Origin of the sequence: Streptomyces soli, from assembly GCF_003999195.1 — a bacterium.
GTDB classification, from domain to species: domain Bacteria; phylum Actinomycetota; class Actinomycetes; order Streptomycetales; family Streptomycetaceae; genus Actinacidiphila; species Actinacidiphila soli.
This window is the reverse complement of the sequence record NZ_RJVR01000135.1, coordinates 1-25,950: the sequence shown is the minus strand read 5'-3', so window position 1 is coordinate 25,950 and position 25,950 is coordinate 1. Positions and strand designations below refer to the sequence as shown.

At 68.5% G+C, this 25,950-nt stretch carries 22 protein-coding genes and 1 pseudogene; 6 read left to right on the top strand and 17 right to left on the bottom strand.

Annotated elements, in window-relative coordinates; all coding sequences use genetic code 11:
* Positions 1–69: 69 nt before the first annotated feature.
* Together EFK10_RS12200 and EFK10_RS12195 are read right to left on the bottom strand one after the other, a co-directional pair.
* Positions 70–1,401, bottom strand: coding sequence for a Dyp-type peroxidase (locus EFK10_RS12200; RefSeq protein ID WP_127355742.1), 1,332 nt, complete (start codon positions 1,399–1,401; stop codon positions 70–72).
* Complete coding sequence (locus tag EFK10_RS12195; RefSeq protein ID WP_127355741.1) at positions 1,398–2,081, bottom strand: hypothetical protein; 684 nt, start codon at positions 2,079–2,081, stop codon at positions 1,398–1,400. Before EFK10_RS12195 ends, EFK10_RS12200 begins: the two co-directional genes overlap by 4 nt.
* A 746-nt stretch (positions 2,082–2,827) precedes the next feature.
* On the opposite strand from EFK10_RS12195, the gene EFK10_RS12190 reads away from it, so the two are divergent.
* Together EFK10_RS12190 and EFK10_RS12185 are read left to right on the top strand one after the other, a co-directional pair.
* Complete coding sequence (locus EFK10_RS12190; RefSeq protein ID WP_164835946.1) at positions 2,828–3,967, top strand: DUF4331 family protein; 1,140 nt, start codon at positions 2,828–2,830, stop codon at positions 3,965–3,967.
* Complete coding sequence (locus EFK10_RS12185; protein ID WP_127355739.1) at positions 3,951–4,655, top strand: tetratricopeptide repeat protein; 705 nt, start codon at positions 3,951–3,953, stop codon at positions 4,653–4,655. The genes EFK10_RS12190 and EFK10_RS12185 overlap by 17 nt, the downstream gene beginning before the upstream one ends.
* Positions 4,656–4,724: 69 nt before the next feature.
* On the opposite strand, the gene EFK10_RS12180 is transcribed toward EFK10_RS12185, so the two are convergent.
* Together EFK10_RS12180 and EFK10_RS12175 are read right to left on the bottom strand one after the other, a co-directional pair.
* Positions 4,725–5,471 carry a transposase gene (locus EFK10_RS12180; protein WP_164835945.1) on the bottom strand — a complete coding sequence of 249 codons (747 nt, stop codon included), beginning with the start codon at positions 5,469–5,471 and terminating at the stop codon, positions 4,725–4,727.
* A 201-nt stretch (positions 5,472–5,672) separates the two neighbouring features.
* Positions 5,673–8,129 carry a SpoIIE family protein phosphatase gene (locus tag EFK10_RS12175; protein WP_127355737.1) on the bottom strand — a complete coding sequence of 819 codons (2,457 nt, stop codon included), beginning with the start codon at positions 8,127–8,129 and terminating at the stop codon, positions 5,673–5,675.
* Positions 8,130–8,390: 261 nt separating this feature from the next.
* Between EFK10_RS12175 and EFK10_RS12170 the strand changes: the two genes are divergently transcribed.
* Positions 8,391–9,653 carry a PucR family transcriptional regulator gene (locus tag EFK10_RS12170; protein ID WP_127355736.1) on the top strand — a complete coding sequence of 421 codons (1,263 nt, stop codon included), beginning with the start codon at positions 8,391–8,393 and terminating at the stop codon, positions 9,651–9,653.
* Between the two features lie 62 nt (positions 9,654–9,715).
* Here EFK10_RS12170 and EFK10_RS48605 read toward each other — a convergent pair whose 3' ends face one another.
* From EFK10_RS48605 to EFK10_RS49955, 11 genes and pseudogenes are all read right to left on the bottom strand, one after another.
* On the bottom strand, positions 9,716–10,090 hold the full coding sequence (locus tag EFK10_RS48605) for a thiamine pyrophosphate-dependent enzyme (protein WP_206305418.1): 375 nt from the start codon (positions 10,088–10,090) through the stop codon (positions 9,716–9,718).
* Positions 10,071–10,781 (bottom strand): hypothetical protein, encoded by a 711-nt coding sequence (locus tag EFK10_RS48600; protein ID WP_206305417.1) that lies wholly within the window; start codon positions 10,779–10,781, stop codon positions 10,071–10,073. The genes EFK10_RS48605 and EFK10_RS48600 overlap by 20 nt, the downstream gene beginning before the upstream one ends.
* Before the next feature lie 77 nt (positions 10,782–10,858).
* A complete protein-coding gene (locus tag EFK10_RS12160; RefSeq protein ID WP_127355735.1) occupies positions 10,859–11,764 on the bottom strand; it encodes a 3-hydroxyacyl-CoA dehydrogenase in 906 nt (301 codons plus the stop codon).
* Positions 11,761–12,750: a 3-hydroxyacyl-CoA dehydrogenase NAD-binding domain-containing protein gene (locus EFK10_RS12155; RefSeq protein WP_127355734.1), complete on the bottom strand. Its 990-nt coding sequence runs from the start codon at positions 12,748–12,750 to the stop codon at positions 11,761–11,763. Before EFK10_RS12155 ends, EFK10_RS12160 begins: the two co-directional genes overlap by 4 nt.
* Before the next feature lie 6 nt (positions 12,751–12,756).
* Positions 12,757–13,446, bottom strand: coding sequence for a thiamine pyrophosphate-binding protein (locus tag EFK10_RS49965; RefSeq protein ID WP_240677167.1), 690 nt, complete (start codon positions 13,444–13,446; stop codon positions 12,757–12,759).
* Between the two features lie 123 nt (positions 13,447–13,569).
* Entirely contained in the window at positions 13,570–14,349 is a 780-nt protein-coding gene (locus EFK10_RS12145) for a crotonase/enoyl-CoA hydratase family protein (RefSeq protein ID WP_127355733.1), read from the bottom strand.
* 44 nt (positions 14,350–14,393) lie between these two features.
* Complete coding sequence (locus EFK10_RS12140; protein ID WP_127355732.1) at positions 14,394–15,611, bottom strand: CaiB/BaiF CoA transferase family protein; 1,218 nt, start codon at positions 15,609–15,611, stop codon at positions 14,394–14,396.
* Between the two features lie 36 nt (positions 15,612–15,647).
* Entirely contained in the window at positions 15,648–16,925 is a 1,278-nt protein-coding gene (locus EFK10_RS12135) for an acyl-CoA dehydrogenase family protein (protein WP_127355731.1), read from the bottom strand.
* Between the two features lie 1,167 nt (positions 16,926–18,092).
* Positions 18,093–18,577, bottom strand: a pseudogene (locus EFK10_RS49960) (FAD-dependent oxidoreductase); the annotation flags it as partial.
* A gap of 97 nt (positions 18,578–18,674) precedes the next feature.
* Positions 18,675–19,457, bottom strand: coding sequence for a maleylpyruvate isomerase family mycothiol-dependent enzyme (locus EFK10_RS12125; RefSeq protein WP_127355730.1), 783 nt, complete (start codon positions 19,455–19,457; stop codon positions 18,675–18,677).
* The gene (locus EFK10_RS49955) at positions 19,454–19,981 is read right to left on the bottom strand and encodes an enoyl-CoA hydratase/isomerase family protein (protein WP_265737503.1); all 528 of its coding nucleotides are present in this window, start codon (positions 19,979–19,981) and stop codon (positions 19,454–19,456) included. Before EFK10_RS49955 ends, EFK10_RS12125 begins: the two co-directional genes overlap by 4 nt.
* Here EFK10_RS49955 and EFK10_RS49950 point away from each other — a divergent pair.
* A complete protein-coding gene (locus EFK10_RS49950) occupies positions 19,868–20,410 on the top strand; it encodes an SDR family NAD(P)-dependent oxidoreductase (protein ID WP_265737502.1) in 543 nt (180 codons plus the stop codon). The two genes, EFK10_RS49955 and EFK10_RS49950, sit on opposite strands and share 114 nt — an antisense overlap.
* A gap of 396 nt (positions 20,411–20,806) precedes the next feature.
* Here the strand turns inward: EFK10_RS49950 and EFK10_RS12110 are convergent, their stop codons facing one another.
* The gene (locus tag EFK10_RS12110; RefSeq protein WP_127355729.1) at positions 20,807–21,103 is read right to left on the bottom strand and encodes a hypothetical protein; all 297 of its coding nucleotides are present in this window, start codon (positions 21,101–21,103) and stop codon (positions 20,807–20,809) included.
* A 59-nt stretch (positions 21,104–21,162) separates the two neighbouring features.
* Between EFK10_RS12110 and EFK10_RS12105 the strand changes: the two genes are divergently transcribed.
* A complete protein-coding gene (locus EFK10_RS12105; RefSeq protein WP_127355728.1) occupies positions 21,163–22,377 on the top strand; it encodes an NAD(P)-dependent malic enzyme in 1,215 nt (404 codons plus the stop codon).
* A gap of 506 nt (positions 22,378–22,883) precedes the next feature.
* Here the strand turns inward: EFK10_RS12105 and EFK10_RS12100 are convergent.
* The gene (locus EFK10_RS12100) at positions 22,884–23,900 is read right to left on the bottom strand and encodes a hypothetical protein (protein ID WP_127355727.1); all 1,017 of its coding nucleotides are present in this window, start codon (positions 23,898–23,900) and stop codon (positions 22,884–22,886) included.
* A gap of 1,137 nt (positions 23,901–25,037) precedes the next feature.
* Here EFK10_RS12100 and EFK10_RS12095 point away from each other — a divergent pair.
* The coding region (locus EFK10_RS12095) for a hypothetical protein (RefSeq protein ID WP_127355726.1) at positions 25,038–25,950 on the top strand (913 nt) is incomplete at its 3' end.

Genomic DNA, 25,950 nt, shown 5'->3' with positions numbered 1-25,950 from the left:
GTGGTGAGACATGTCATTCTCGCATTTCTCAGAGATCAACTGGCCAGCAGTCATAGCACCGTTGCAGTACTAGGGCAGCGAGGCGAGCCATTCGATTGCAGTCATGCTGGGCAGGAAGAAGTACTCGCCGCCCCGCACGGTCACGAAGCGTGGCAGCCCGGTGAGTCGCCGGCGGACCGGCTTGCCGGGAATGGTGTATGTGTCGGTGCCGTCGTGGTTGCCGGTGAGTGGGTCCTTCTCGGTGCCGAGGCCAACGAAGTCGCCGTCGTTCATCCAGACCTGCTGGATGAACTCGAACTGCCGGGACAGGCTCGCTCCCAAGAAGATGAAGACGATGCCGCGCTCCGCCCCGTCGTCCTCCAGTACGCCGTCTGGGAGCACCGGTCCGTAGGCGGCGCCGCGCCGGATCAGTCGATGTGTGTTGACCGCGACCACGCTGTCCTTGAGGCTGTCCCGAGGGTTGACGCGCCGGATGTGGGCGCCGTGTGGCACGCACTGTCCGTGCGGATCGTCGTCGTAGTAGAGGAAGTCGTTGTTGCGCATCGGGTCGGCCGCCAGGTCGGGATCGTCCTTGTCGGGAGACAGGGCGAGCGGCGCACCGCTGCGCCAGCGGCCGATCATTTTTGCGCCGACCAGTTCCTCGTCTTCGGGCGACCTGGCGTGGTCGCGCAGGTACTGGCGGAACGCCGCGACGTCGGAGTGCAATTGCCGGAACGCGAGGTAGGAGCCGTTACAGGCAAGCGCGTCGGGCACCGGCGCGTCAGGCGGCTCTCCTGATTCATCCTGGTAGCCGAGGATGAATTCTCCAGGCCAGACCTCGTCATGGCCGGGCAGTGGCGGATTCGTACTTCCGAGGATGTGCGGTCCACCAATGCCGTCGCGGAAGCCGAAGTGCTCACGCCCGGTACTCGGCACACTGACGTCGAGCTGATAGATCAGGCTCACTCCGGCAAGGCGCCTGGCCTCGTTGCGCGGTTCATCCAGCGCCTCGGCTTCCTCCGAGATGATCAGCACCCCGCAGTGAACGTCCCGGCTGCCCAGCGGTGGGACCCAGTTGACCGGGTCGTTCGCCCCGGTGTCGCCGAGCACATTCCTGCGGGCAGCCATACCCTCGCGAAACTCTGCCGAAAACGAGGCGAGCGACTCCGCCTGAACTCCTAGCTGTTCGAGGCCGCTGTAGGTGAATGCGATGTTGAGGGTGAAAGGTCGCGGGCTCTCCCAATCCGCGGCACTCGTTACCGTCGGCAGGATGCCATGCAGCGACTGCTTCGCCGCACCGGCGTCATCGATCCGGTACAACAGGTACACGCCGTGGTAGTCCTCGGGTCGTCGGCGCAGCAACGTGCCCTGGATATCGTCGAATTCAAGGGTGGGGACTGTGCGCCCGGCTGAGTCGTTCATTCCTGCACCGTGTCGAGTAGTTGGTTGAAGGCGTTGGTCACCCGCAGGCTTTTCGTGATGTCGCGGGGTGTCGCCTCCGGGTCCGGACTGCCGTACCAGATGCCTGCTTCGATCTGGTATTTCGCGATGTACTGGAGCGTCTCGTCCGCCGATTTCACGCCCGGGAAGCCCTCCGCGACATCAGTGAAGATGTAGTCGATCCACGGACCCGCGAAGCGAATGACATCCTGCACGTACGGCATGAACTCATCGCTGTAGGTGGCAGCGAAGAGCAGCTGCCGATCGTTGTTGATCAGGCATACGCGCAGGTCGTGGACGGTGCCGAGCCGGCCCTCCCAATAGGGCGCCTCGATCTGCGCCTTCTTCGCCCGTTCACGGAAGACAGATGGACCGGTCGGCTGAACCACCGGAGCGACCAGCGTGAATTCCGCCCGGTTGCCGACCCGGCTGCCCGCCCCCTCGTTCTGCCGCCGGGGCTCCTGGGTGTACCGGCCGATTTCGCCGGCGGTCACGTGCGGCGAGATCGGGTCGTAGGTGCTTGCATCGAACATGGCAATGACCTCCTTCAGAAGAGGGTCTGCATGGAGGACCTGGGCCGGGCCGTCGTTTGTCTCAGCCCTCCTTCGAGGCTGGCATGTCGGCATCGTCGAGCGGTTTGGTCCTTTGATACGAATATCCACCTAATTGTGGTGTTCTGCGCCCAGTGGTCTTGCCCCTGTCTGCTCCTAGCGTCGTTCTCATAGACCCGGCGGGAGTCCCGCAGGCCGGAAGGAGCGGGCCATGAACGCGACACACGGATCTGAAGCCGGTGCGACGGACACGGGCGGGCCCGAGCCGATCGACCGCTCTCGCGCCGGAGGCGAGGTGAACCCGGTGAGCTGCACTCTCCAGGACACCGTCGTCGAGCCACGGAACCGTCCCGGGATGCCCGACTCTGCGATAGCGATGATCGACGCCGGGGGGACGGTGGTCGGGTGGACGAGACCCGCGCAGCAGCTTGTCAGGCACTCGGCCAGGGAGACAGTCGTCCTGTCCGCCTCGGTCGTACGCCGTTCCCGCAGGACGCGCTGCGGGGTGGAGACCTTTGCTGAGGAGTGCAGTGTCCGAGCCTGGAACTGCTTCCACGCGCCTGCGCCACGCCCGCGCCTTCGAAGAGGACGACCGCGGTGTGTTCCACGTCGCCCAGCTGTCGCGCACATGGGGTGCCGCTGGACAACGGCCGGCAAGGTGGTCTGGGCCGAACAAGATCTGCCGAAGGACGGTTACCGACCCTCAATGCGTGACGCCGTCGCGGCGATGTGCGGATGTGTCCGGTCTCGCCGGGACAGCCGTCGAGTACCTCGCCGCGGCACTGCAACCGTGTAAGGCGCGAGGTACTGTACAGCGCAGGTACCGAGCGCGGAATCCCATCGAGGGAGGCCATGTCGTGTCCGACCACCTGTCCAGCCTGCGTGCGGTGCAGGACCCGGTCATCGACCTGACCGACTTGTACTTCTTTCCCGTGCCCGATGTGCCAGGTCGGCTGGCCGTGGTGCTCAATCTGTTCCCCGGGGCGCAGCCAGGTGCGGCCTTCTCCGACGCCGTCCTCTACCGAATGCGGCTGGCGCCCGCGGACATCGGCCCCGACGCGGTAGTCCGAGCCCGCGGTGAGGACGCCGTCGCGTTCGACCTCACGTTCACCGACATCGACCCGGACGTTGGCGACCAGGGCGGCGTGCTCAGCTACGGCACTGACCGCACGGTCACTTTCCGCACCGGGGAGAACGGCGTCGTACGCGGGTCCGAAGTGACCGTCTTCGCCGGGCTGCGCCGAGATCCCTTCTTCATGGACGTCAAAAGCGAGGTCCGCACACGCGCCACCCGCCGGCTGGCATTCACCGCTCCCGGCGTGGACGCCGTCGCCGGACAGAACGTGCTGAGCATCGTCCTGGAACTCGACGCGGACGCCGTCCTCGGCACCGACCGCTCCGCCCTGTGGGCCGCCACCGGGGAGTCCCTCAGCCGGGGAACACCGGCCGCACGTTTCGAGCGCATCGGCCGGCCCGAAGCAAAAAACGTGCTGCTGTCTGTCAACGGAAACGACACCGTGAACGCGACCGTCGATCTGCGCGACCTGTACAACCTGGACGACCCCTTCGACGTCCCACCGGCATCCATGGCCGCCTACCGCGCTCGACTCGATGCGAATCTCGCCATGTTCGATCAGCTGGATGACGCCATCGCCTGGCCGTTCTCCGACGGTCAGCACCACCCGCTCACCGAGACGCTTCTCCACGACCACCTGGTCCTGGACACCACGAAGCCCTCCGGCGAACACGGATACCTCGACGTCGAGCGCGGCGCCCTCACCGGTCAGGCCCACAAAACCTGTGGCGGCCGTTGGTTGAACGAAGACGTCATCGACATCCTCTACTCGGTGATCGTCGGCGGCTGGCACGGCAGACCGGTCCACGACGGAGTGGACGCCGCCGTCATCCCCGCGACGCGCACCTTCCCCTACCTGGCCGAGGCCAACCCCAACCCGCCCGCGCTAGAGGCCGGAGCGATTCTTGATCCCTCGGACTGAACGCGCAGACTTCGACGGATGGGGCCTGCCGCTGTGTACGTCCTCGACGATCGCGCTCGCCAATCTGGACGCCCAGATTGTGGGCCTCGCCCAGCACTACGCACAGTCCGGCCGCACCGATGTGGGAGCGCGGCTCACCAACGGTCTGCTCGCACGCCACAGCATCGCCTTCACCGCACGCGATCTGACCGCCGCCGACCGCATCACGGCCGAACTCGTCGGCCGCACCCCCGCAGACCCCACTGCCTGGATCACCCGCGCCCACGTGACCACGACCACCCACCGTTTCGCTGAGACGATGCAGGCCCTCGCACTGGCCACGCACCACGGCGCGGCCGCCGAGGCCGTCACCGAGGAACGCGCCGACGTACTCGAGGCGTGCGGGCACGGCCCGGCCGCCCTCAGACTCCGCCTGGCACACGGCACCGCCCACACCGAGCCACAGCAGATGGCGCGTATCGCGTGCCTACACCTGTCGATGGGAAACGACGAGCAGGCGCGGGACGCTTTCGGCGAAGCCCTCCGGAAATACACAAACCCCTCACCACTCCCTTTGACCGCCATGCTCTACAACTGGGGGCACGCACTCCAGCACGCCGGACAACACGACGGGGCGATCAGGGCGTATCGAGCTGTACTCGCATATTTGCCCACCCATGCACAGGCCCTTCGGGCCCTCACCGAATGACCGCATACGCGAATAGACCACGAGCCAGCCTCTAGTGTCGGGGCTGTCCAGCAACGGCACCTCTCTGTGTCAAGTGGCTGAGGTCAATGAGGTATCCCCGTCACGGAGCGTGGTGCGATAGACGACGTCGGCCAAGCGACGCTTGAGGCAGCGGAGGGCTTCTTTGTGTCCCTTTCCCTCGCCGCGTTTGCGCTGGTAGTACGCCTGTCCGGCGGTGTCGTGGCGGATCTGGGTGATGGCCATGACGTGCAACGCGGAGTTCAGCTGCCGGTCTCCGGCTCGTGGGAGTCGGTGCCGCTGCACGTCTCCGGAGGACACTTCCAGCGGCGCGACGCCGCAGTAGGACGCGAAGGCGGCGGCCGAGCGGAAGCGGTCGACGTCCGCGGTGCGGGTGAGTACCTTCGCGGCAAGGAGATCGCCGATGCCGTGGAGTTCGGTGAGGGTGGTGCCGGAGGCGGCCACTGCCGTGGTGATCTGCTCGGTGCTCGTGGCGATCCGCCGGTCCAGGCGCCGGATCTCAGCGATCAGCTCGGTGGCCAGGCCGCGAAGGGTGCGGGCCAGGGGCGTTTTTTGGGTGGACGCCGCGCAGGGCGCGTCGGCGGTGTGCTTGCGCGGGAGGCCGGCGGGAACCAGCTTGGTCATCAGGACGTGCAGCCGGTTGACGGTCTGGGTGCGGGTGCGGACCATGTCGTCCCGGTGCTCGGTCAGGGTGCGCAGGGCGGCGATCGCCTCGTCGACATGGGTGCTGTGGAGCCGGGTCGCGCGCGAATGCGTGCGGACGGGGCAGTGTGCCCGGATCTGGTAGAAGACTGCCACGGCGATCCCCAGGGAGGCTTGGTATGCGGAACCAAATCTCCCCTCGAATGTGGTGTTCCGCGCCCGATAGCTGTCCCGCCGCCGGCTCCTACCGTCGCGCTCACCGACACGATCCGCCACGGAGTCGGTCCGCTCGGCGGGGTCGGGCAAGCCGGCGTCGATGCCCTGCGCACTCATCGATGCGCGGCCCGGCGTCAATGATCAGCCATGTCTGGGCAGATCCTGTTCCGCCCAGACGACCTTGCCGCCCGCAATCCAGCGGCTGCCCCACCTACACGACAGCTGGGAGACCAGGAGAATGCCTCGGCCACCTTCGTCGCTACTGCAGGTGTGACACAAGCGCGGGAAGGACTTGCCGGCATCGGAGACTTCGCAGGTCAGCAGCCGATGTTTGATCAGACGCAGGGACACGGGTCCGACGCCGTGGCGGATCGCGTTGGTCACCAGTTCGCTGGCGATCAACTCCGTGTCCATGGCCAGGCCCTCCAGCCCCCATTGGGTCAGTTGCCGGGTCACCAGGCCGCGGGCACGGCAGACGACGGCGGGGTCACGGGGCAGATCCCACGAGACGGTCTGGACGGGGCTCAGAGAACGGGTCCGGGCCACCAGCAGGGTGACGTCGTCAGAGGGTGACTGGGTGGGCAGCGCCTCGATCACTGCGGAGCACAGGGCTTCCAGGGGTCGATGGGGCTGGGCCGCCAGAGTGGAGCCCAGTTGTCGCATTCCGATGTCGATGTCACGTTCGCGGGCCTCGACCAGGCCGTCGGTGTAGAGAGCGAGCAAGGACCCGTCGGGAAGCTCCACATTCACTGGCTCGAAGGGGACCGATCCGACGCCGAGTGGAGCTCCGGTGGGCAGGTCGGGGAACGTCACCGTGCCTTGCGGGTCGACGATCGCGGGCGGGGGGTGTCCGGCTCGTGCCATCGTGCACTGCCGGTGGATCGGGTCGTACACGGTGTAGAGGCAGGTGGCGCCGACGGCGGCCAAGGCCGCGTCCCCGGCGTCGGGGTCTTCCTCGGCGTGGCGCCGGACGGTGTCGTCGAGGTGGGCCAGCAGTTCGTCGGGGGACAGGTCCATGTCCGCGAGAGTGCGTACAGCCGTTCGGAGCATTCCCATGGCCGCCGCTGCGTTGATGCCGTGCCCGACGACGTCCCCGACGACCAGGGCCACCCGGGCGCCGGGGAGGGGAATCACGTCGAACCAGTCGCCTCCGACGCCGTTGTCCGCATCGGCCGGCAGGTAGCGCGAGGCGGCCTCGATGGCCGTACTGCCCCTCAAGTGCTGGGGCAGCAGGCTGCGTTGGAGCGTGAGGGCCGTGGCATGCTCGCGCGTGTATTGGCGGGCGTTGTCCAGCGACGGCGCGGCCCGGGTGACCAGCTCCTCCGCCAGGAGCAGGTCGTCCTCCTGGAACGGCTCAGGGTTCTCGCTGCGGATGAACAAGGCCACACCCAGCACGGCATGGCGCGCAAGAATGGGCACGAGCATCATGGAGTGCATCCCGTTCTCACGGATCGCCTGCGCCCGCGCGGGGTCCTGGTCGACCCAGGTACCCGGAGAGGTGTCCAGGACAGGTTCCAGGTGAGAGCTGCCGGAGGACAGCACGCGGATCCAGGGCGAGGTCGGCGGGACGAAGATCGGCTCCCCACGCACCCACGGAGACTCCGGGGTTCCCGAGTGGATCGAGGCCAGGCCTGCGCGGCGGAAGGTCTGGCGGCGCTCCCCCGTCGAGCGGATGCGGGCCGCTGGTTCTTCGCCGAGCGGGACGAAATCCGCCAAGTCGACAACAGCGTAGTCGGCCAGGAGGGGCACGGCGAGGTCGGCCAGTTCCTGGCTGGTCTGCATCACGTCCAGGGTGCTGCCGATCCGGGTGCTGGCCTCGCTGAGGATGGCAAGACGCTCGTGCGCCCGTTGGCAGCCGGTGACATCCACGGTCAGGGAGCACACCTCCAGCGGCCGGCCGTGGCCGTCGTGGAGGCAGAAGAACGACGCCGCCAGGGCATGCTCCCGGCGCTGATCCTCCGGTGGCCATGCCCGCCACTCGTGGGCCGCAGGCGTGCCACTCTTCAGTACCTGCCGCATCACCGCCTCGAGCGCTTCGGATTCGAAGCCGGGCCGCGAATCCGTGAGGCGACGTCCGAGCCGCCGGTCATGGGGGACGCCGTCCAGGCGTTCCATGACGTCGTTGACCCAGGTGCAGCGCAGTTCCGAGTCACGGACGACGATGCCGATCGGCGTGCGCATGAGAAGTGACTCGCGCACCGATCCGGTGGTCGCCACCCGGGAGAGCGCGGCGATGTTGGTGCCGGAGACGAGCCAGTGGACATTCCCGTCCAGCCCCCACAGCAGCGAGATCCGCAAACCCACGTGGAGCGTCCGGCCGTCACGATGACGGACCGCCGTGGTACCGGACCACCCGCCCCGCGCCCGGCACTCCTCAACAAACGCCTGTACCTGCCACATGCTCCGGGACAACGGCATCACGAACCAGGCGGGCCGGCCCACCACCTCCCTGGCCGAGTAGCCGACCAGCCGCTGTGCGGCGCTCGTCCACCCGACGACCCGCCCCTCGGCGTCGATCATCGCGATTGCGGAATCGGTTGCCTCGTCGGTGTTCTGCGGCTTCCTGAGGACGCCTTGGAAAGTGTCGGTCACTGGCATCTCCTCGGGTGGATCTGATCTCGAAGGATGGACGGGTGCGGGCCGATCGCCGCAGAACGGGTGCGGGGCGATCCCGCCCTGCACGACGCTAGGGGTGGGCAGCACGACAGCCATTGGGCGCGCAATACGACCTTCGTGCAGAAATTGGTGCCGATGAACTAATCCACCCGGGGCTCGCCCCGCGCCCGCGTTGCCGGGGGCAGGCCCCTCACACCTACGGAGAAACGAGTAGATCACAAGGCCCGCTGTAGAATCAGGAGCATGGCTGCAGAGTATCCGGGCGCCGTAAAGCAACTGTCCGTGGTCGCGGAGAACGTAGGGTCACGCCTCTCGGAGGTAAGCCGCGACGTAGGGGAGTACGTTATTGCCGAGATCCCGGATCTCAGGGGCGACGAGACTGTCGTCAAAATCCTGCAGGCGAGTGTCGCGGAAAACGTCGCCACCTTGCTTCACATTTTCGAGAACGACATACCCCTGGACAATATCGAGGGGCCCGTGGCCGCCTCGGAGTACGCCAGAAGGCTCGCCCAGAGGAATGTTTCCGTCAGCGCGATGGTCAGGGCCTACAGGATCGGCCATTGGCGTTTCCTGCAATGGTGTCTCGACGAACTCGACCGGCAGGGCACCGACAAGGACCTCTACGCGGCCACCAACCGGCACATGCAGCAGGTGAGCTTCGGCTACATCGACCGGGTGACCGAGCACGTCATCGACGTCTACCAATTCGAACGCGATCACTGGCTGCTCAGCCAGACCGCCGTGCGCGCCGCGCGCGTACGGGACATCCTCGCCGAGCAGGAGGTCGACCTCGACTGGGCGGAATCAGCCCTTGGTTACCGACTCCGGCAGCATCACCTCGGAATGGTGGCCTGGCTGCCCCGGCTGACCAGTGGGGAGTCCGGACTGGCCCGACTCGACCGGATGACCCGCGTGATCGCCAAGGAGCTCGAATGCCCTGCCAGGCCGCTGTTCGTCCCTCGCGACGAAATTCTGTCCTGGGCCTGGTTGCCGTTCGGCTCGCACAGCGACGTTCCCTGGGAACGGTTGTCGAATGTGATCGAAAGCAGCGATCCTTCCGTGCACACATCCTTTGGGCGCGTGGAGATCGGAATCGAGGGATTCCGCTGCACGCACCGGCAGGCACTGCGCACGCAGGAAATCGCGGCGGTGGCGAGTCCGGCACCCCGGTTCACCGAGTACTCCAGTGTGGCTCCGATCGCCCTGATGTCCTCGAACATCCAGGACATGCGCGCTTGGGTGTGGAGCGTCCTGGGCCCCTTGGCCGTCGACGACGAGAACTGCGCACGGCTGCGGGAGACCGTGCAGATCTTTCTCCAAAACGGTTGCAGTTACACCGCCACTGCCGGCATTCAAATTCTGCACAAGAACACCGTGCAGTACCGCATCCGGAAAGCCGAAGAAATACTGGGACACCCTGTCCAGCAACGGCACACCGATCTGGAAGTAGCGTTGCTTGCGGTTCAGTACCTCGGCTCGACGCTCCTTCGCACCAGCCCCGCATGAGACGCTCAGTGACGCTGTCCGGCTTCAGTGCTGTCTCCCGTCGGATCGTGCGAGCTGGGGTGTCAGAGCATCGCCTTCTGGGGTTGTGTGGGCACCACGATGACCGTGGTGGTGTCGGCGGCCAGCGTTGCCCTGAATTCCCGCTCCAGGTCCTCGGTGGTCTCCACATCGACCGCGCGGCAACCGAACCCGCGGGCCACGGAGGTGATGCCGCGCCCCGGCAGGTCGAGTCCCGGAACGCCCGGCGTCTCCTCCAGCACCGCGAACGACTTGAGGATGGAGTACTCCTGGTTGCGCATGACCACGTAGACGATCGGCAGCTTGTGCTGGGCCGCTGTCCAGACGGCCTGCACGGAGTACTGGAAGGAGCCGTCGCCGATCAGGCCGACAACCGGCCGGTCGACGCCCCTGTCCCGGTCACCCAGCGCGACCCCCACCGCTGCCAGCGTGCCCCAGCCGATGCCCCCCGCTGGCCGTGGTGAAGAACGATCCGGTCCTGACGGTGGGGAGCCACTCGACCTGCTGGGCCATGGTGGAGGTCGATTCGTTGACGATGACCGCGTCGGGAGGCCTGACCCAGCTGAGGGCCGCATAGACCTCCGGCGGAGTGAGGGGATTGCTGGGCACCTGCGGAAGGTGACGGGGCCGCGCCATCGGTTCCGGCGCGGTCCGTGCGGATCCCTCCGCGACCATGTCCTGCAGCAGCCCGATCGCCGTTGCGGGGTCGCCGAGGAGGCTGTCGCCCACCCGTGCCGCCGCGGCGACCGCGGGGTCGGCGGTGATCTGCAGCAGCTCCGTGCCCGCCGGGAGGTAGTCGCCGGGAACGTAGGGGTAGTACCGGAAGACCTCCGCGCCGATCACGACGACCAGATCGTGCCCGGCCAGCCGGTCGCTGATGGTCTTCACGGACATCCCGAGCGGACCGCGGAAGAGGGAATGGTCCTCCGGGAAGGAGGCACGGTCCAGCAGCGGCGCCCCGTAGACGGCCGCACGCAGCCTCTCCGCCAGGGCGACCGCCGCATCCCATCCGCCGCCGCGGTCCACCTCCGGTCCGAAGACCAGCGCAGGACGCCGGCTGGCGGAGATGCGGTAAGCGAAGCTCCGCAGGACGCTCCGCGTCGGGGGCAACCCGGTCGCTCACCGTCCGCACGCGGGCGGGGCCGGACAGCGGCTGCTTCCAGTCGTCCATGGGGACCGACAGCAAGTTAGACCCTCGTTCCGGTCGGCAGCACGGCACGGGCGATGCCGGTGAGGTTGCCCTGCAGGACGAGGATCTCCCTCCGGTTCGATCCGTCGAGATCGGCCGCGTAGACGTTCCCGGCCAGGTCTGTCACGTACATGCGGCCGTCGTCCGGATCGAGGGCGAGACCGATGCCTTCCATGAGGTGGGTCAACAGGATCTCGGGCGTCCGCCGCCTGCCCGGCGGGTCCATCGGCGAGCGGTTCACGCTGTTGCCCCGCGGCGGGTCCCCGCGATCCGTCCAGTACAGCATGCGCTCCGCGAGGTCGAGCTCCAGGTCGATCGGCTCCGGCAGCCCCTCGAACAGCACCTCGATGTCGCCGCGTTCGGCCGCTCTCTCCCCGGCGGGCAGGTCGACTCCGGCCCGTAGGATCTTCCCGAGCCCCGCGTCACTCGGGCCCTTCTGTGTCCAGTAGAGGTGTCCGCCGACAGGGTCGACGGCGACTCCCACGCACCACCTGGTCTCGTCGCGACGGTCGTCCTCTCCCTGTCCCGTCTGCACGAGGGTCTCGACGTTCGAGCCGTCGAGGTCGCAGCGCATCACGCGCATGCCCTCGCGATCACCCCAGTACAGCTTCCGGCCGGCGGCCTCGCAGTGGAGCTGCTTCGGCGTGTACGTGACGCCGCTGGGGACGATCGTCGTGCGGTTGCCTCCGTCCAGGTCCACGCGTTCGATCGATCCGTCGTTCTCCGGGGGAAGGCCCATGTTCGTCCAGTAGATGTGCCCGGCCACGACATCGACGGCGACCCCGTCGGGGACCCTGCACCCGGTGACGACGACCTTCTTGTCGGAGCCGTCGGGGTTCACGCAGAACAGGCGGCCGCCACTGCTGGCCTCGAGCACGAACAGTCTTTCCTGGCGCCGCGTCACGGTCCCTCCTTCGCCGGGCTACCGGCTGGGGCGCTCGGCGGGCCGGACGGGTCGTGCTGGGCGCGCACGGCGAGCAGGGCCGAGAGCATCGCGTCGCGCCGGGCGGCCAGTTCATCGACCGAGTGGCCGTCCGCCTCCTCCAGGACGCCGCCCACGATCTTCTCCTTGAGCTCTGGCGTGAACTCGGGGGTGCCCAGTTCCTGCCAGGACGCCACCATCCGCGGCATGAGGGTGTCCATGAAGTGCTGGATGCCGCCCGCCCCTCCGCCGAGATGCCACAGCAGATGCGGGCCCATGACGCCCCATCTGAGCCCCGGCCCCCAGGACACCGCGTCGTCGGAGTCCGCCACGTCGAGCACCCCCTCCTGGACCAGGTAAACGACCTCGCGGTACAGCGCGGCCTGGATACGGTTGGCGACGTGCCCGGGAAGCTCCTTTTTGAGGTGAATCGGCTTCTTGCCGATCGCGGCGTAGAACGACATGGCGTTCCGGATCGTCTCCGGGGCGGTCTTCGTTCCGCCGACGACCTCGACCAGCGGGACGATGTGCGGGGGGTTGAAGGGATGACCGATGACGGTCCGCTCCGGACGCCGGCACTCGGCCTGGATGACGCTCATCGTGATGCCCGACGAACTCGACGCTATGATCGCGTCCGGCGGTGTGGCGTCGTCGAGGTCGGCGAACAGCCGGACCTTGAGCTCCGGGCGCTCCGGCGCGTTCTCCTGTACGAAGTCGGCGTCCGCGACGGCCTGACGCAGGTCTGCGGTGAACCTCAGGCGATCGGGCGAGGCTTCGGGCGCGAGCCCGATCGAGGCAGCCGCGTCCCATGCCGCCTCCACGTACGACCGCAGGGCCGCCTCCCCGGTGGGGGCGGGGTCGGTCGCCGTGACGTCGAAGCCTCGGGCGAGATAGTGCGTCGCCCAGCTCGCACCGATCGTGCCGGTGCCGACGATCGCCACGCGGTGGACGGGTTTGTGCGCATTCATGGCTGGTCACTCCTGGGAGTCGGACGCGGGCTGTGGGGAAGGGAGGCGGCTGACGTGGCCGGCATCAGCGGCCGTGCCAGACGGGGGCACGCTTCTCGGCGAACACCCGCGCGCCTTCCCGCGCGTCTCGCTGGCGGCCAGCCCGCTCGTGAGCTCGTCCTGGCGTCTGAAGGCGTCGCTCTCGTTCAGGCCCTGCGTTTCGCGCAGGACCTCCTTGACGGCCGCCAGCGCCAGCGGTGCGTTCCGCGCGACGCGCCCCGCCAGCTCGCGGGCCAGGTCCAGCGCGGCGCCCGGTGGGGTCAGCTCGTTGACGAGCCCGTACTCCTCGGGTTCGTAGGACCACTTCACCCACGGCTTCGGCAGCGTGGTGGCCTGCCGGTTGCCCAGGTAGGGGTCGCCGATCACCAGTTCCCGGTGCTGCTGGCCCGAGGTGACGATCAGGGGGGTGTTCCCGTGGTAGGCCGCAACCAGGTTCCCCATGGCATTGCCGGGGCCGGCCGAGGAATGGACGTTGACCAGGGCTGGGCGGCGGGTGACCTGGGCGAAGGCGTCGGCCATCACGATGACGGAGGCCTCCTGCAGCGCCAGGACGTAGGTGAAGTCCTCAGGGAAATCCTGAAGGAACGGCTGCTCGGTGGAGCCGGGATGGCCGAAAACCGTGGTGAGTTGGAGGGTCCGCAGCAGATCGTAGGTCACGCTTCGGACGGTGGATTGCTCAGTCATCGTTGGCCACCGATTTCGTACGGTGAGACAAGGCTGCGCCTGTGGGCGTGGGCTCGTGGCGCGGGCCGTAAGCGGACTGCGGGGCGGGGACGGGTGTCAGCGGCCCTGCCAGTGAGGCGGGCGCTTCTCGGCGAAGGCGCGGGCGCCCTCCTTGGCGTCCTCGGATGCCAGGACCGGTGCGACGATCCGGTCCTGCTCGTGGAAGGCCTCCTGATCGCCGAAGGCGGTGCGTTCGTTGACGACGCGATGGACGGCTGCCACGGCCAGGGGGGCGTTGTGCGCGATGCGGGCCGCGAGTTCCAGGGCCCTCGTCAGTGCCTCACCCGGTTCGGTGAGGTGGTTGACGAGGCCGAACCGCTCAGCGCGTTCGGCGGGCAGCGGATCGCCTGTGAGCAGGAGTTCCAGGGCGATGTTGCGGGGGATGCGTTCGGGAAGGCGCACGATGCCCCCTTCGGGGGGCACGATGCCGTAGTGGACCTCGGTCTGGCCGAAGGTGGCGTCCCGGGCGGCCACGATGATGTCGCAGGCGAGTGCCATCTCGGTTCCGCCGCCCAGCGCGTAGCCCTCGACGGCCGCGATGAGAGGCGTCTTGATCTCGGCGCGGGTGACGCCCGCGAAGCCGCGGCCGGGGACGATAGGGGTGTCTCCGGCCGCGAATGCCTTGAGGTCCATGCCCGCGCTGAAGACGCCACCGGCCCCGGTGAGGATGCCGACCGTGAGGTCGTCACGGGCGTCGAGGTGGTCGATGGCGTCGGCCAGTGCCCGGGCGGTGGCGCCGTCGATGGCGTTGCGGGCCTCCGGCCGGTCGATGGTGATCACCAACGTACCGTCATGTTCCTCGGTCCGCACGGTCGCCGTGTTCGGGGCGATGGTCATGGTGGTGTTTCCCTCCTCCCCCCCGGCCCTGCCCAGCAGGGCTTTCAGGTGATCGCTTCCGCCGTGCGCAGGTCCTCGATCCCCTCGACGTCGAAGCCGAGGTCGCGGAGCACGTCCACGGTGTGTTCGCCCAGATCCGGGGCCGGGCCCGGGCGGACCTTGTGCTCCTGGTCCACTCGCACGGGGCTGTCGACAGTCAGGTGCGGCTCGGCGCTGTCGCAGTCGATCGGCACGAGGACCTTGTTGGCGGTGAGCTGGGGGTCGTGGGCGCATTCCTCGAGCGTCTGGACGACTCCGTAGGTGAGACCCGCCGTGTCCAGCAGCTCACGCCACTGGGCCAGCGGCCGGGTCGCGAAGGTCTTGTCCAGCAGGGCGACGATCTCCGACGCATGCGCGCGGCGGCTCGGGGTGTCGGCGTAGCGCGGGTCCTCCGCCGCCTCAGGATGGCCGATGGCCTTGAGGAAGAGGGGAACCTGCTTGTCCTCGTTGGCGAAGACGAGTATCAGCCAGCGGTCGTCGGCCGTGCGGTACATGTTCGCCAGCGCATTCGGCGGGTCGGACCGGTCGACCGGGCGGGGGGTCTTCGCCCCGACCAGTACGGCTTGCAGCCACATGCCCGCCGCCCAGGCACCCTCGGCGAGCAACGACGCCGTGACCCGTGCACCCTGTCCTGTCTTCTCCCGCCGGTACAGCGCGGTCATGATCCCGGCGAACAGGGTGATCGCCGTGGAGTGGTCGCCCGATCCGAACACGTTCATGGCCGGCGGCACGCCGTGCTGGCGTGTCACGTCCATCAGGCCGCTGCGCGCCCAGTACGCCGTCACGTCGAAGCCTGGCAGATGCGCATCCGGGCCGTCCTCGCCGAAGCCGGTGACATCGGCGTAGATCAGCCGCGGATTGAGGGGGGCCAGAGCGTCGTACTCCAGGCCCAGCCTCTCGCGCGTCGGCGGCGGGAAGTTGGTGATCAGTACGTCGGCCCACCGCACCAGCCGGTCGAGCACGGGCTTGGCGGCGGGCGACTTCAGGTTGAGCGCGATGCTGCGCTTGTTCCGGTTGTCCAGCTGCCAGGGGTAGTTGATGCCTTCGACGTGAGGATTGGGCGGAATCCGGTCGAGCGACCGGTACGCGTCCCCGATGTGCGGTGGTTCCACCTTGACCACGTCGGCACCGAAGTCTCCGAGCACGGTGGCCGCGGCCGGTCCGGCGATGAAGCTCGCGAGATCGACGACATGCAGTCCCTGCAGGAGGGGCGTGTTCTCCATGGCTGGTCCTCTTCTTCGGACGTGTCGCGTACCGGGTCAGCGGGCCGGGGCCATGGGCATGAAGGCGTTGTAGCCGGTGATGTCGCGGCCCACGATCAGTGCCTGCACCGTGTCGGTCCCCTCGTAGGTGTCGATGGCCTCGATGTCGCACAGGTGCCGGGCCACGTGGTAGTCGAGGAGGATGCCGTTGCCGCCGAGCATGTCGCGGGCGTCGGCGAGGATGGCCCGGGCGCGCTCGGTGTAGTGCATCTTGGCCAGAGCCACCCGCGGCATCGAGTCCTTGCCCTCGTCCAGGAGCTGGCTGAGCCGGAACTGCATACACAGCATGTCGGTGATGTCCGCCAGCATCCGCGACAGCCGGTACTGGATGAGCTGGAAGGCCGCCAGTGGCATCCCGAACTGCTTGCGCTGCTTGGCGTAGGCCAGGGCCGTCTCGTAGCCCGCCACGGCGGCGCCGATCGCCTCCCAGGCCACGCAGAACCGCGAGGCCAGCAGCACCTTCTCGGTGTCGCGGAAGGTGTTGACGTTCACTAGCCGGTTCTCGGCGGGCACCCGGACGTCGGTGAGGGAGATCTGCGCGTTCTGCACGCAGCGCAGCGCCATCTTGCCCGTGATGACCTGGGCGTCGAACCCGGGCGTGCCCTTCTCGACCACGTAGCCGCCCACGTGCCCGTCCTCACCGCGCGCCCAGATGATCACGTAGTCGGCGATGGTCGTGTTGCCGATCCACCGCTTGTGACCGTTGAGGACGTAGAAGTCCCCGTCCCGGCGTGCGGTCGTCTCCAGCTTGACCACGTCCGTGCCGTGGGCGGGCTCGGTCAGGCCGAAGGCGCCGATCTTCTCCAGGCGCGCCATCGGCGGCAGGAAGCGCTGCTTCTGCTCCTCCGAGCCCAGCAGCGCGATCGACGTCATGGCCAGCGCCGAGTGCACCCCGGTGAACGTGGAGATGCTCAGATCACCGCGGGCCAGCTCGAGGATCACCATGCCGGCCGTCACATTGCTCATCCCCGGACAGCCGTATCCGGAGATCTGGAAGCCCGCGATACCGAGTTCCGCGAGCTTGGGGACCAGCTCGAAGGGGAATTCCGCCCGCTCCCAGTAGGGGTTGATGATCGGGGTGACCTCCTGGTCCATGAAGTCCCGGACCTTCTGGCGGAGCGCCTTCTGCTCGTCGGTGAGCAGGTCGCTCAGCAGGTAGTAGTCCGTGTGCTCGGATCCGCCCAGCACCGGGGGCTGGACGACCGGGTGCCCGTTCCCGGGGCCCACGGTGGTGAGGTCGACGGGCGTCAGCGTGTCCTGGCCTATCGCGTTCATCTCCCGCTCCTTCCGTTCCGGAAGACCGGATGGTGTCGGTGACTCCGACCCTAGAAGCAGACCACGCGAGAGCCATTGGACCCAGAACACCACCTTTGGGTACATTTTAGTGGCCTCGCACCAATTTCTCCGATAGCGCTGGTCAAGCCAGCCTTGCAGCAGGGCTTCGGGCGCACCACAGCGCCACTTGGCTGCCCAACGCCGTCACGGCGATCGGAGGGAATCAACATGATCACGCCGAAGGAATGGGTCGGGCTGCTGCCGCCGACCTTCGAGCCGGACTACATCGAGCGCGCCGTGGTGCCGTACCTCTCGAGCGGCGAGTACGTGGGGGAACGGCCGACACTCCCCATGATCGATCTCGCCCTGAGCAAGGAGAACGCGGCCCCGCCGCACTTCTGGGGCATGCTCTACGACGGATGGGCGCCCGACCCCAAGGAGGGCACCACGGTCTTCATCACGGGCTACAACCAGCGAGGACCGGACAACGAGCGCAAGAAGATCTACGCCTCGGCAACCACGCCGGACCTCTACGCCGCCCAGTACGCCGGCAAGGTCCACGGCTTCCTCACCCGGCTCTTCGCCGACGCCAACGCAGGCAAGCCGCTGATGCACGAGTACTACGCGAACTACTTCGACCTCTACTGGGACCTCCACCTCGGCGTCACCGGCGAGGCCATCCCGGCCGAGGTCCGGGAGATCGGCGCCCGCTTCACCGACGTCCTCGGCCACTGGTACCCGACCTCGGACATCGTCCACGACAGCATCATGCGCGTGCGCGCACTGCGCCCGCGCCTCAAGGAGTGGATCGACAGCCGGGTGCAGGCAGTCATCGACGGCAACGTCCCCAATCCCCAGGGGACGTTTGTCCACTACTGGCTCCAGAACGGCGCAGGAGGCGATAACTTCCGCCGCGAGGACATCGTCTTCGAGTGCTTCCACAACTTCCTGGCGTTCAGTCAGTGGGGCGGCAACACGCTGTACAACACCATGGCCCTGCTGGACGCGGCACACGGCGACCCGGCCGTCAGGTCGTGGTTCGCCCGGACGATGACGGGACGCCCGGACGAGGCGGACGGCGGCGCCTTCACCCCGCTCGACCGGTTCGTGATGGAAAGTAGACAAGGGGAACCGGGCCTCGCAGGCCCGGTTCGAGTGCAGGTCGTCGTCGGGCAGCACGGGCCGGCTGCCGGTGGCTACCGCGACTGCGTGCCGGGCGGTGAGGGTGCGACGGCCGTCAGAGGAGGTGACGCTTACCCGGCGCGGGCCGTCGATCCGGCCCTGCCCGCGGAACAGGTCGGCGCCGATGGACTTGACCCAGTTGGCCTGCCCGGAGTCGTCCCAGTCAGTGACGTAGTGATCGCGTCGGGCGAAGACCCGGGCGGTGTCGAGTGGCCCGGTGACCGCTTGGCGGGCACCGTCCACCCGGCGTGTGTCCGAGACCGCGATGACTGGCCGCAGCAGTGCCTTGCTGGGCACGCAGGCCCAGTACGAGCACTCCCCGCCGACCAGTTCACGCTCGACCACGGCGACGCTCAGACCTGCCGTGCGTGCTCGGCGGCGTTCTGGCCGACCGGACCGGCCCCGAGCACGATCACGTCGTAGGTGTCTTCCGCGGTGGTATCTGAAGGGTTTTCGGGTGAAGTGTTCATGGTTTCATCGTTCCTCGGGTCAGGGCGATCCGCTCGGCTCACGGCCGGCGGCGGATGGAAAGCTGCTCTGTGGGCGGTGACGCTGATCGGAGTTCGGTCAAAAACCGGGGAAGAGCGTCCGCAGGTCGTCGAGGGTGATCGAGCCGGTGGCCGTCAAGGGGTCCTGGAGGCGGTTGCGGCCGTAGATGAGCCGCAGTACCGACTCTGCGGGGCCGGTCAGGAGCGCGGTGGGGTCGGTGGGAGGGGTCGGGTAGAGGTGGAGTTCGGTGTCGATGTCGAGGAGCAGGGTCTGCTGGGGATCGCTGAGCTGCACTTGGACGCGCTGCGGTGCGAGGCGGGTGAGGGCGTTGGCGTTGCGGAAGCGGGTGGCCACCAGGTCGATCCGCTCCCAGAGCAGCACCACGTCGGGTGCGGCGAGCACCGCCCGCTCGTCCAGCGCGACCATGACGTCCCAGGCGTGTACGGCCTGCTCCGACAGCCGGTAGCCGGCGTACGAGGCCAGATCGAGCAGGCCGGCGAAGTACGGGACGCGCAGGGACGTGCGTTGCCCGGCGTCGACCGAGTCCAGGAGCGCCAGATGGTCTTCGTCGGCCTCCCGCCACGCGGCGCGCTGTTCGACGGGGGACATCGCGTCCCACCGTTCCCACACCGGCAGCAGCTCCTCGCGGACCGGGCCCCGCTCGTCACCCTTGAGGCCCCGTTCCACGAGCGTGGTGCAGATCTCCGCGCCGCTGCCCAGATGGGACAGCACCTGTCCGATGTTCCAGCCCTCGGCGAACGACGACCCGGCGAGCCGGTCGGGGGGCAGTTCGGCGACGGCCTGCCCCAGCCGTTGGGACGATTCGTGCAGTGCGCCGATCCAGCGGTCGGCGGCGGTCACGCCCCGTCCCCGCTTCGGTACGCGAGGTCGGCGGCGGTAAGGCCCTCGAGCGCCATGCCCAGCTGGGTGCCTTCGGCCATGCGCCGGCTGATCCGCTGCCGCAGGGTGACGGCCAGATAGCGGGTGAGCAACTGCGGCTTGGCGGCGAGCTGCTCGGCGAGTTCCTGGGCCCGGGGCAGCACCCGCTCCAGCGGCAGTACCTCGGCGACGGCGCCCCACCGTTCGGCCTGGTCGGCGGTGAAGGAGCCCTGGGTGAGGGTGAGGTAGCGGGTGCGGTTGACGCCGATGGCCTCCTCCCAAGCGATCTGGATGCCGTCGCCGGGCACGATGCCGAAGGTCAGGTGGGGGAAGTCGGAGAAGACGGTGGTGTCCGCGGCCACGACGATGTCGGCCAGCAGCGCGTACTCGCTGTGTACGGAGGCCGGTCCGTTGACGGCGGCGACGATCGGCATCTCCAGGTCCACCAGGCGCTGCATGACCCGGCGGCCCTCGGCGACGGTGCGGTCCCACTGCGCGGATTCCAGCAGCTGTTCGAGACGAACGTGCAGGGACCGTTCTTCCTCACCGCAGCGCTGGCGGAGAAGATGGCGGCCCGAGGTGGCGGCAGCATCGTCAATGTCACGACAATTGCCGCACAGCGTGGCATTCCCGGCACTGCCGCCTACGGGTCGGCGAAGGCCGCGGTCGATTCCCTGACCCGCACCTGGGCGGTCGAGTTCGGCGGCCGCGGGGTCCGGGTGAACGCCGTCGCACCCGGTCACACCCGCACCGAGAACGTCACCAGCATGATCGGTGAGGAGACCTTCGAGCGTATCGGCACCGAGGTGCCGCTCGGCCGGCTCGCCGGCCCCGAGGAGATCGCCGAGGCGATCCTCTTCCTGGCCTCCCCGCGCGCCAGTTACGTCACCGGCACCCTCCTCACCGTGGACGGCGGAGCGGTCGCCCTCACCTGACGCTCCTCGTACCTGGTGACCGCGCGAGCGTTCCCGCAATGCTCATACATGCATATATCGCCCCGCGAAGGCGGGCAACGAACCGACACCCCAAGGGACAATCATGGGACTGCTGAACGACAAAGTGGTGCCAGGCGGAGGACCAGGGTACGGATCGATCGGACCGTGGGCGGGCGGCCGCGCCGCCTCGGTGCCCAGGTCGCGGCATGCCGCCGTTTGAGCAGGTCGCGGTGCCAGCGCAAGATCGTGTCGGAGCGTACCGACAGCCGGAGTTGGCGCAGCTTACCCACTACCCCCTTCAACCCGCCGGTTCGCCCCGCGGCGGGCCGGCGGTCGGCACCGCCCCGGCAGGCAGCAGCCAGGAGCCCCATCAGGTGAACGCCGCCAACTGTCGCTTCAGGTCGACAGCGTGCGGCTTGCCCGTTGCAAGGCCAGGTAGGCCTTCACCCACCCGTAGGTGTCCCGGCAGGCGAAGAACGAGTGCCCGGCCACGGCGCCGGCCAGCTCGGACTGCCTGGCCCACAGCGCGTCGATCACCTGCTGCTCGCCCGCACCCGAATGGGCGCCGCCACGCGTGGTAACGGAGTCGTCAGCCGATTTGGTTTTCCGGTAGAACGGACGCTTACCCCGGATCCTGGGGAGCGGGCGCGCATGCGGTGCGCCCAGCGCCTGACCAGCCGTGCAGGTGTGCACCTGTCAACCCTCACGGGGAGGCGACGACGCCTCCCCGTAACCAGACAAAGGGGTCACCCGTGGCAGCGGAGATTGTGAATCCCCGCACCGATACCAGCAGCGACAGCGATCCGGATCACTTCCCGATCGACCCGGCCTTCGCGCTGCACCGTGGCGGCAAGATGGAGGTGTCCGCCACCGTGCCGGTGCGCGACGCCGAGGACCTGTCCCTGGCCTACACACCGGGCGTCGCCAAGATCTGCACCGCCATCGCCGAGCAGCCCGCACTCGTCCACGACTACACCTGGAAGTCGAAGGTCGTCGCGGTCGTCACGGACGGTACCGCCGTGCTGGGTCTCGGCGACATCGGGCCGGAGGCGTCGCTCCCGGTGATGGAGGGCAAGGCGATCCTGTTCAAGCAGTTCGGCGGGGTGGACGCGGTGCCGATTGCGCTGGCCTGCACCGACGTGGACGAGATCGTCGAGACCGTGGTCCGGCTGGCCCCGTCCTTCGGCGGGGTGAACCTGGAGGACATCTCTGCCCCGCGCTGCTTCGAGATCGAGCGGAAGCTGCAGGAACGGGTCGACATCCCGGTCTTCCACGACGACCAGCACGGCACCGCCGTGGTCACCCTGGCCGCGCTGCGCAACGCCGCCCGGCTGACGGGGCGTGCGCTGGGCGAACTGCGCGCGGTCATCTCGGGCGCGGGCGCGGCCGGGGTGGCCATCGCCAAGATCCTGACCGAGGCTGGGATCGGCGATGTGGCGGTCACGGACCGCGGGGGCGTGGTGCACGCCGACCGTGAGGATCTCACCTCGGTCAAGCGGGAGCTGGCCTCCTACACCAACCGGGCCGTCCTGACCGGCTCGCTGGAGGAGGCGCTGGATGGCGCGGACGTGTTCATCGGCGTCTCGGGTGGCACGGTCTCCGAGGCGGCGGTGGCCACCATGAAGGAGGGCTCCTTCATCTTCGCGATGGCCAACCCGACTCCCGAGATCCACCCGGAGGTCGCGCACAAGTACGCGGCCGTGGTGGCCACCGGGCGCAGCGACTTCCCTAACCAGATCAACAACGTCCTCGCCTTCCCGGGTATCTTCGCCGGCGCGCTGCACGTGAGGGCCTCGCGGATCACCGAAGGCATGAAGCTGGCCGCGGCCGAGGCGCTGGCGGCGGTCGTGGCGGACGAGCTGAGTGCGGACAACATCATCCCGAGCCCGTTCGACGAGCGGGTCGCCCCGGCGGTCACCGCCGCGGTGGCTGCCGCCGCTCGGGCGGAGGGCGTTGCCCGGCGCTGATGGCTTCCGGCCCCGGCGGAGCCAGGGGGGTGCCCCCGGCCGAAGGCAGGTGGGGCACCCCCAGCCTTCGGCCTGGAGCACCCCACCCAGACGCGAGTCTGGGGGAGAGAGTGCCCCCCATCACCAGACGGCCCCTGGCCTGCGAACCGTCAGGAACTGGCGCAGGCGGTGTTGAGTGCGCACTACGCCTCAGCTGGATCACCGCGCGCTGGTGCAGCCTCGCCGACTGGAAGTCGACGCTGCACCGGCGCGGGAGATTCGCAGGCCGCAGTCGAATGCGCTCGGTGCCGCGTTCGGAGCAGTGAGGACGAGGGCCCGCTCTCCCCTCGCGTGTCTGCGACACCCGCCCGCCCGGCGTGTCGGCCAACGTGGCGTCCCCCGTCACTCCAGGCAAGTTCATGCCGCTCTACCTCACGGAGTGCGCGCCCCGATCGGCTACTTTCTCCGCGCCGCCGGAGGGCCGGAAGCATCCGCGCCCCAATGACGGGGGCCGGGGGCCGGACGGCTCATCCGGTCAGATATTGTTCGGCGGCTGTGGTGATGATGGTGCGTTCTTGGTGGCGACGCTCGTAGTCGAGTACCTGCCGGGTGAGGTCGGCGTCGGCCTCGCGCAGCCGAGCATGGATTTTCTCGGCATTCATGGAGTCGTAACCGGGCCAGGGCTCGCTCCCGCCCAGATCCGCGATCTTGTTCAGGAGCGTGAAACGGCCCGCATGGGCGCGCTCATAGCCCTCGATCGTGGCCAGGTCGGCCTGGGACAGGCGCGGCAGCCGGTCGGTGACCTCGACGACGGTCAGCTCGCCGTAGCCGGGAATCGGCAGCTCGGACTCCGCTACCGCAGCCCCCTTCAACTCCCTCCACATCCGGGTCACGCCAGGCAGCCACCGGGTCGCACCCGCGACCGTCTCCCGCAGACGGCTCCACACGGCACGGACCGCCTGGGCGGCCCCGGTGGAGCCGACTCGCTCCGCGGAGCGGCCGCCGTCCGAGGCTGCCACCGCCGCCGCGGCGTGCTCCGCAAGGCTTCCGCCGAGCGCTTGGAGCAGTTCCTCGTCGTGGCGGCGGATCGAGCCGAGCAGCTCCGCGCCGACGGCATCGTCCGCCTCCCGGGCGAAGCTTTCGCCGGCCCGGCAGGTAGCCACGGCCACGGCGGTGATCGCGTACTCGTCCTCGGCGTTCTTCAGCAGCTGGCGCTCTGGGGCCCTTCTCCAACCCCACAACGCGCCGACCGGTACCGCCATGGCAACGTCGAGGGGCAGCCGGGCAACCCGGGTGGCCTGCACGGCGAAGTCACGCACCCCATCGAGGGCATCCCGGAGCGGGTCGCGCGGCAGCAGCTGCTCCACGTGTTCATCGATGCTGTTGACGTGGTCTTGGGCGTCGACGATGTGGCGCTCCAGGATCCGCCGGTACTCCCCGGTGGGGGCGACGGCGATATGAGCCTGGAACCTGTCGACGACCGCAACTTGGGCGTCACGGACATCGCGCAACGCCGGTACGAGCAAATCCGTGGTCGCTGCCATCACGTGTCTCCTGGCTGGTCGGGTGAGTACGAAGCCGCAGCGATCAGCGGGCCCAGCCGCAAGCCGGCCCTTGACCGCCCGGCGTGCGTCATGGATGGGCCTCTTGCATCCTCCGTGTACCCACCAGAAGCTGCTCGGCGAGAGCGTGACCGGCGCCACCGCCTCCCTGGTCTCGGGCTGCCGCGAACCTGACCGGTTGCCCATCCGCCACCGTGCAGCCGCGCGTGTCGACCGGCGCCAGGGCGTTGACCCAGACGGGTGAAAGTACGGACTCCGCCACGGACTTCCAGTGACCACGTGAAAGCGCACCGTTCCGGGAATGCTCCGACTCATGGCCCAGCCACAGCATGCGATCGACCACAGTCACCACTGAGGCAACAGCTGCCCTGTCCTGCCCATCCAGCACGGCTTTCGTGAGCCAGCAACGGGATGAGTCAAAGCACCGCCCGTGACGTCATCCGTCGCATGCGCCTCGCTGCGCTCGGCCGGGCCGACGGCCGGCCCAAGGTGAGACGTCGGCGACCTGGGGAATCAGCCGCCGACCGGGCTGTCTTCGGGTGCCCGGCCCCCTGGGAAAACAAACGCGCCCGCGGCGCGGGGGGCGGGCCCACCGCGGGAGTGCCGCTGTGTCATCTGCCACGACTATGGCGATCGGCACGAAGCAGGCCGGCGCGGGCCCGCGGCTGGGCTCCAGGGGCTCGGCGAACGAAGTAGGTTGGGGTTATCTCGTTCACCAGGCACACCAACGGTGACCAGGTAGCGCGGCTCGCGTGAAAACGAGGAACGCGCAGCAGGAAGAGCTTGATCCACACCGTCCCCAGAGGTCGGTGTGACCGGACGCAGATCAATCTCGCGTCCCCGGGCATCGTCAACCAGCCTCGGGCAGCATTCTGGTGTCCGTCGGCCGGGAGTCCCGTCCGGGTTGCGGATGGGCAGCTCGACCAAGGTCGGTGCGGCTGCCCGGGCCCACGGAGACGGCGGCGCCGGTCACGGTCTCGCCCAGCAGGTTCCGGCGGGCGCATGGAGCACGCACACGATGCCACATCTGCGAGGCACAGTCCGGCAGACGGCCGAACGGCAGTTCGCGGCCGGGCCCGCCGTCGGCCTCCTTCTCACTGGACCATTCAGGAGGAGCACATGATGACAACTACCACGGATTTGATCATTCCGGCGTTGCGTGACGTCCGTGACGCCCAAGCTGCGGTCGTCGACAGGTTCCAGGCTCACATAGCGGTCACCCCCGCCGGGGGCTACCGGCAGATCCTGGAGCGCCACGTCGCCGACGCCCAAGACCACCTCAGCAGCATCGACGAACACATGAACCAGCTGCGGCCCCACGGTCTGCTCCAGGACGCCCTCGGCGGGGCTCGTCACCTTGCCGGGCAGGCCACCCGGGTTGCCCGGCTACCCCTCGACGTCGCCATGGCAGCGCCGGCGCGCGCGTTGCGGGGCCGGAGAAGGGCCGCGGAGCGCCAGCTGCTGAAGAACGCCGAGGAGGAGTATGCGGTCACCGCCTTGGCCGTGGCGACCTGCCGGGCCGGCGAAAGCATCGCCCAGGACGCCGACGACGCCGCCGGCGCGGACCTGCTCGGCTCCATCCGCCGCCACGACGAGGAACTGCTGCAAACGCTCGGCGACAGCCTTGAGGAGAGCGCTGGGGCGGTGGTCGCCGCTGCGAACGGCGGCCACCGTGCGGAGCAGGCCGGATCCACCGGGGCCGGGGCGGCGGTCCGTGCCGGTTGGAGCCACCTGCGGGAGACGGTCGAAGCAAGCGGGCGGCAAGCCGAACAGTGGGAGCAACAGACCGAACGTACGCTCGCAGGTGCGATCGGGCGGCTGCCCGGCGCGACCCGGATGCGGGACGAGCTGAAAGGGGCCGCGGCCGCGGAGGACGAGCTGCCGATCACCAGCTACGGCGAGCTGACCGCCGTCGAGGTCACCGGCCGGCTGCCGCACCTGTCCCAGGCCGACCTGGCCACGATCGAGGGCTATGAGCGGGCCCATGCGGGCCGTTCCACGATCCTGAACAAGATCGCGGACCTGAGCGGAG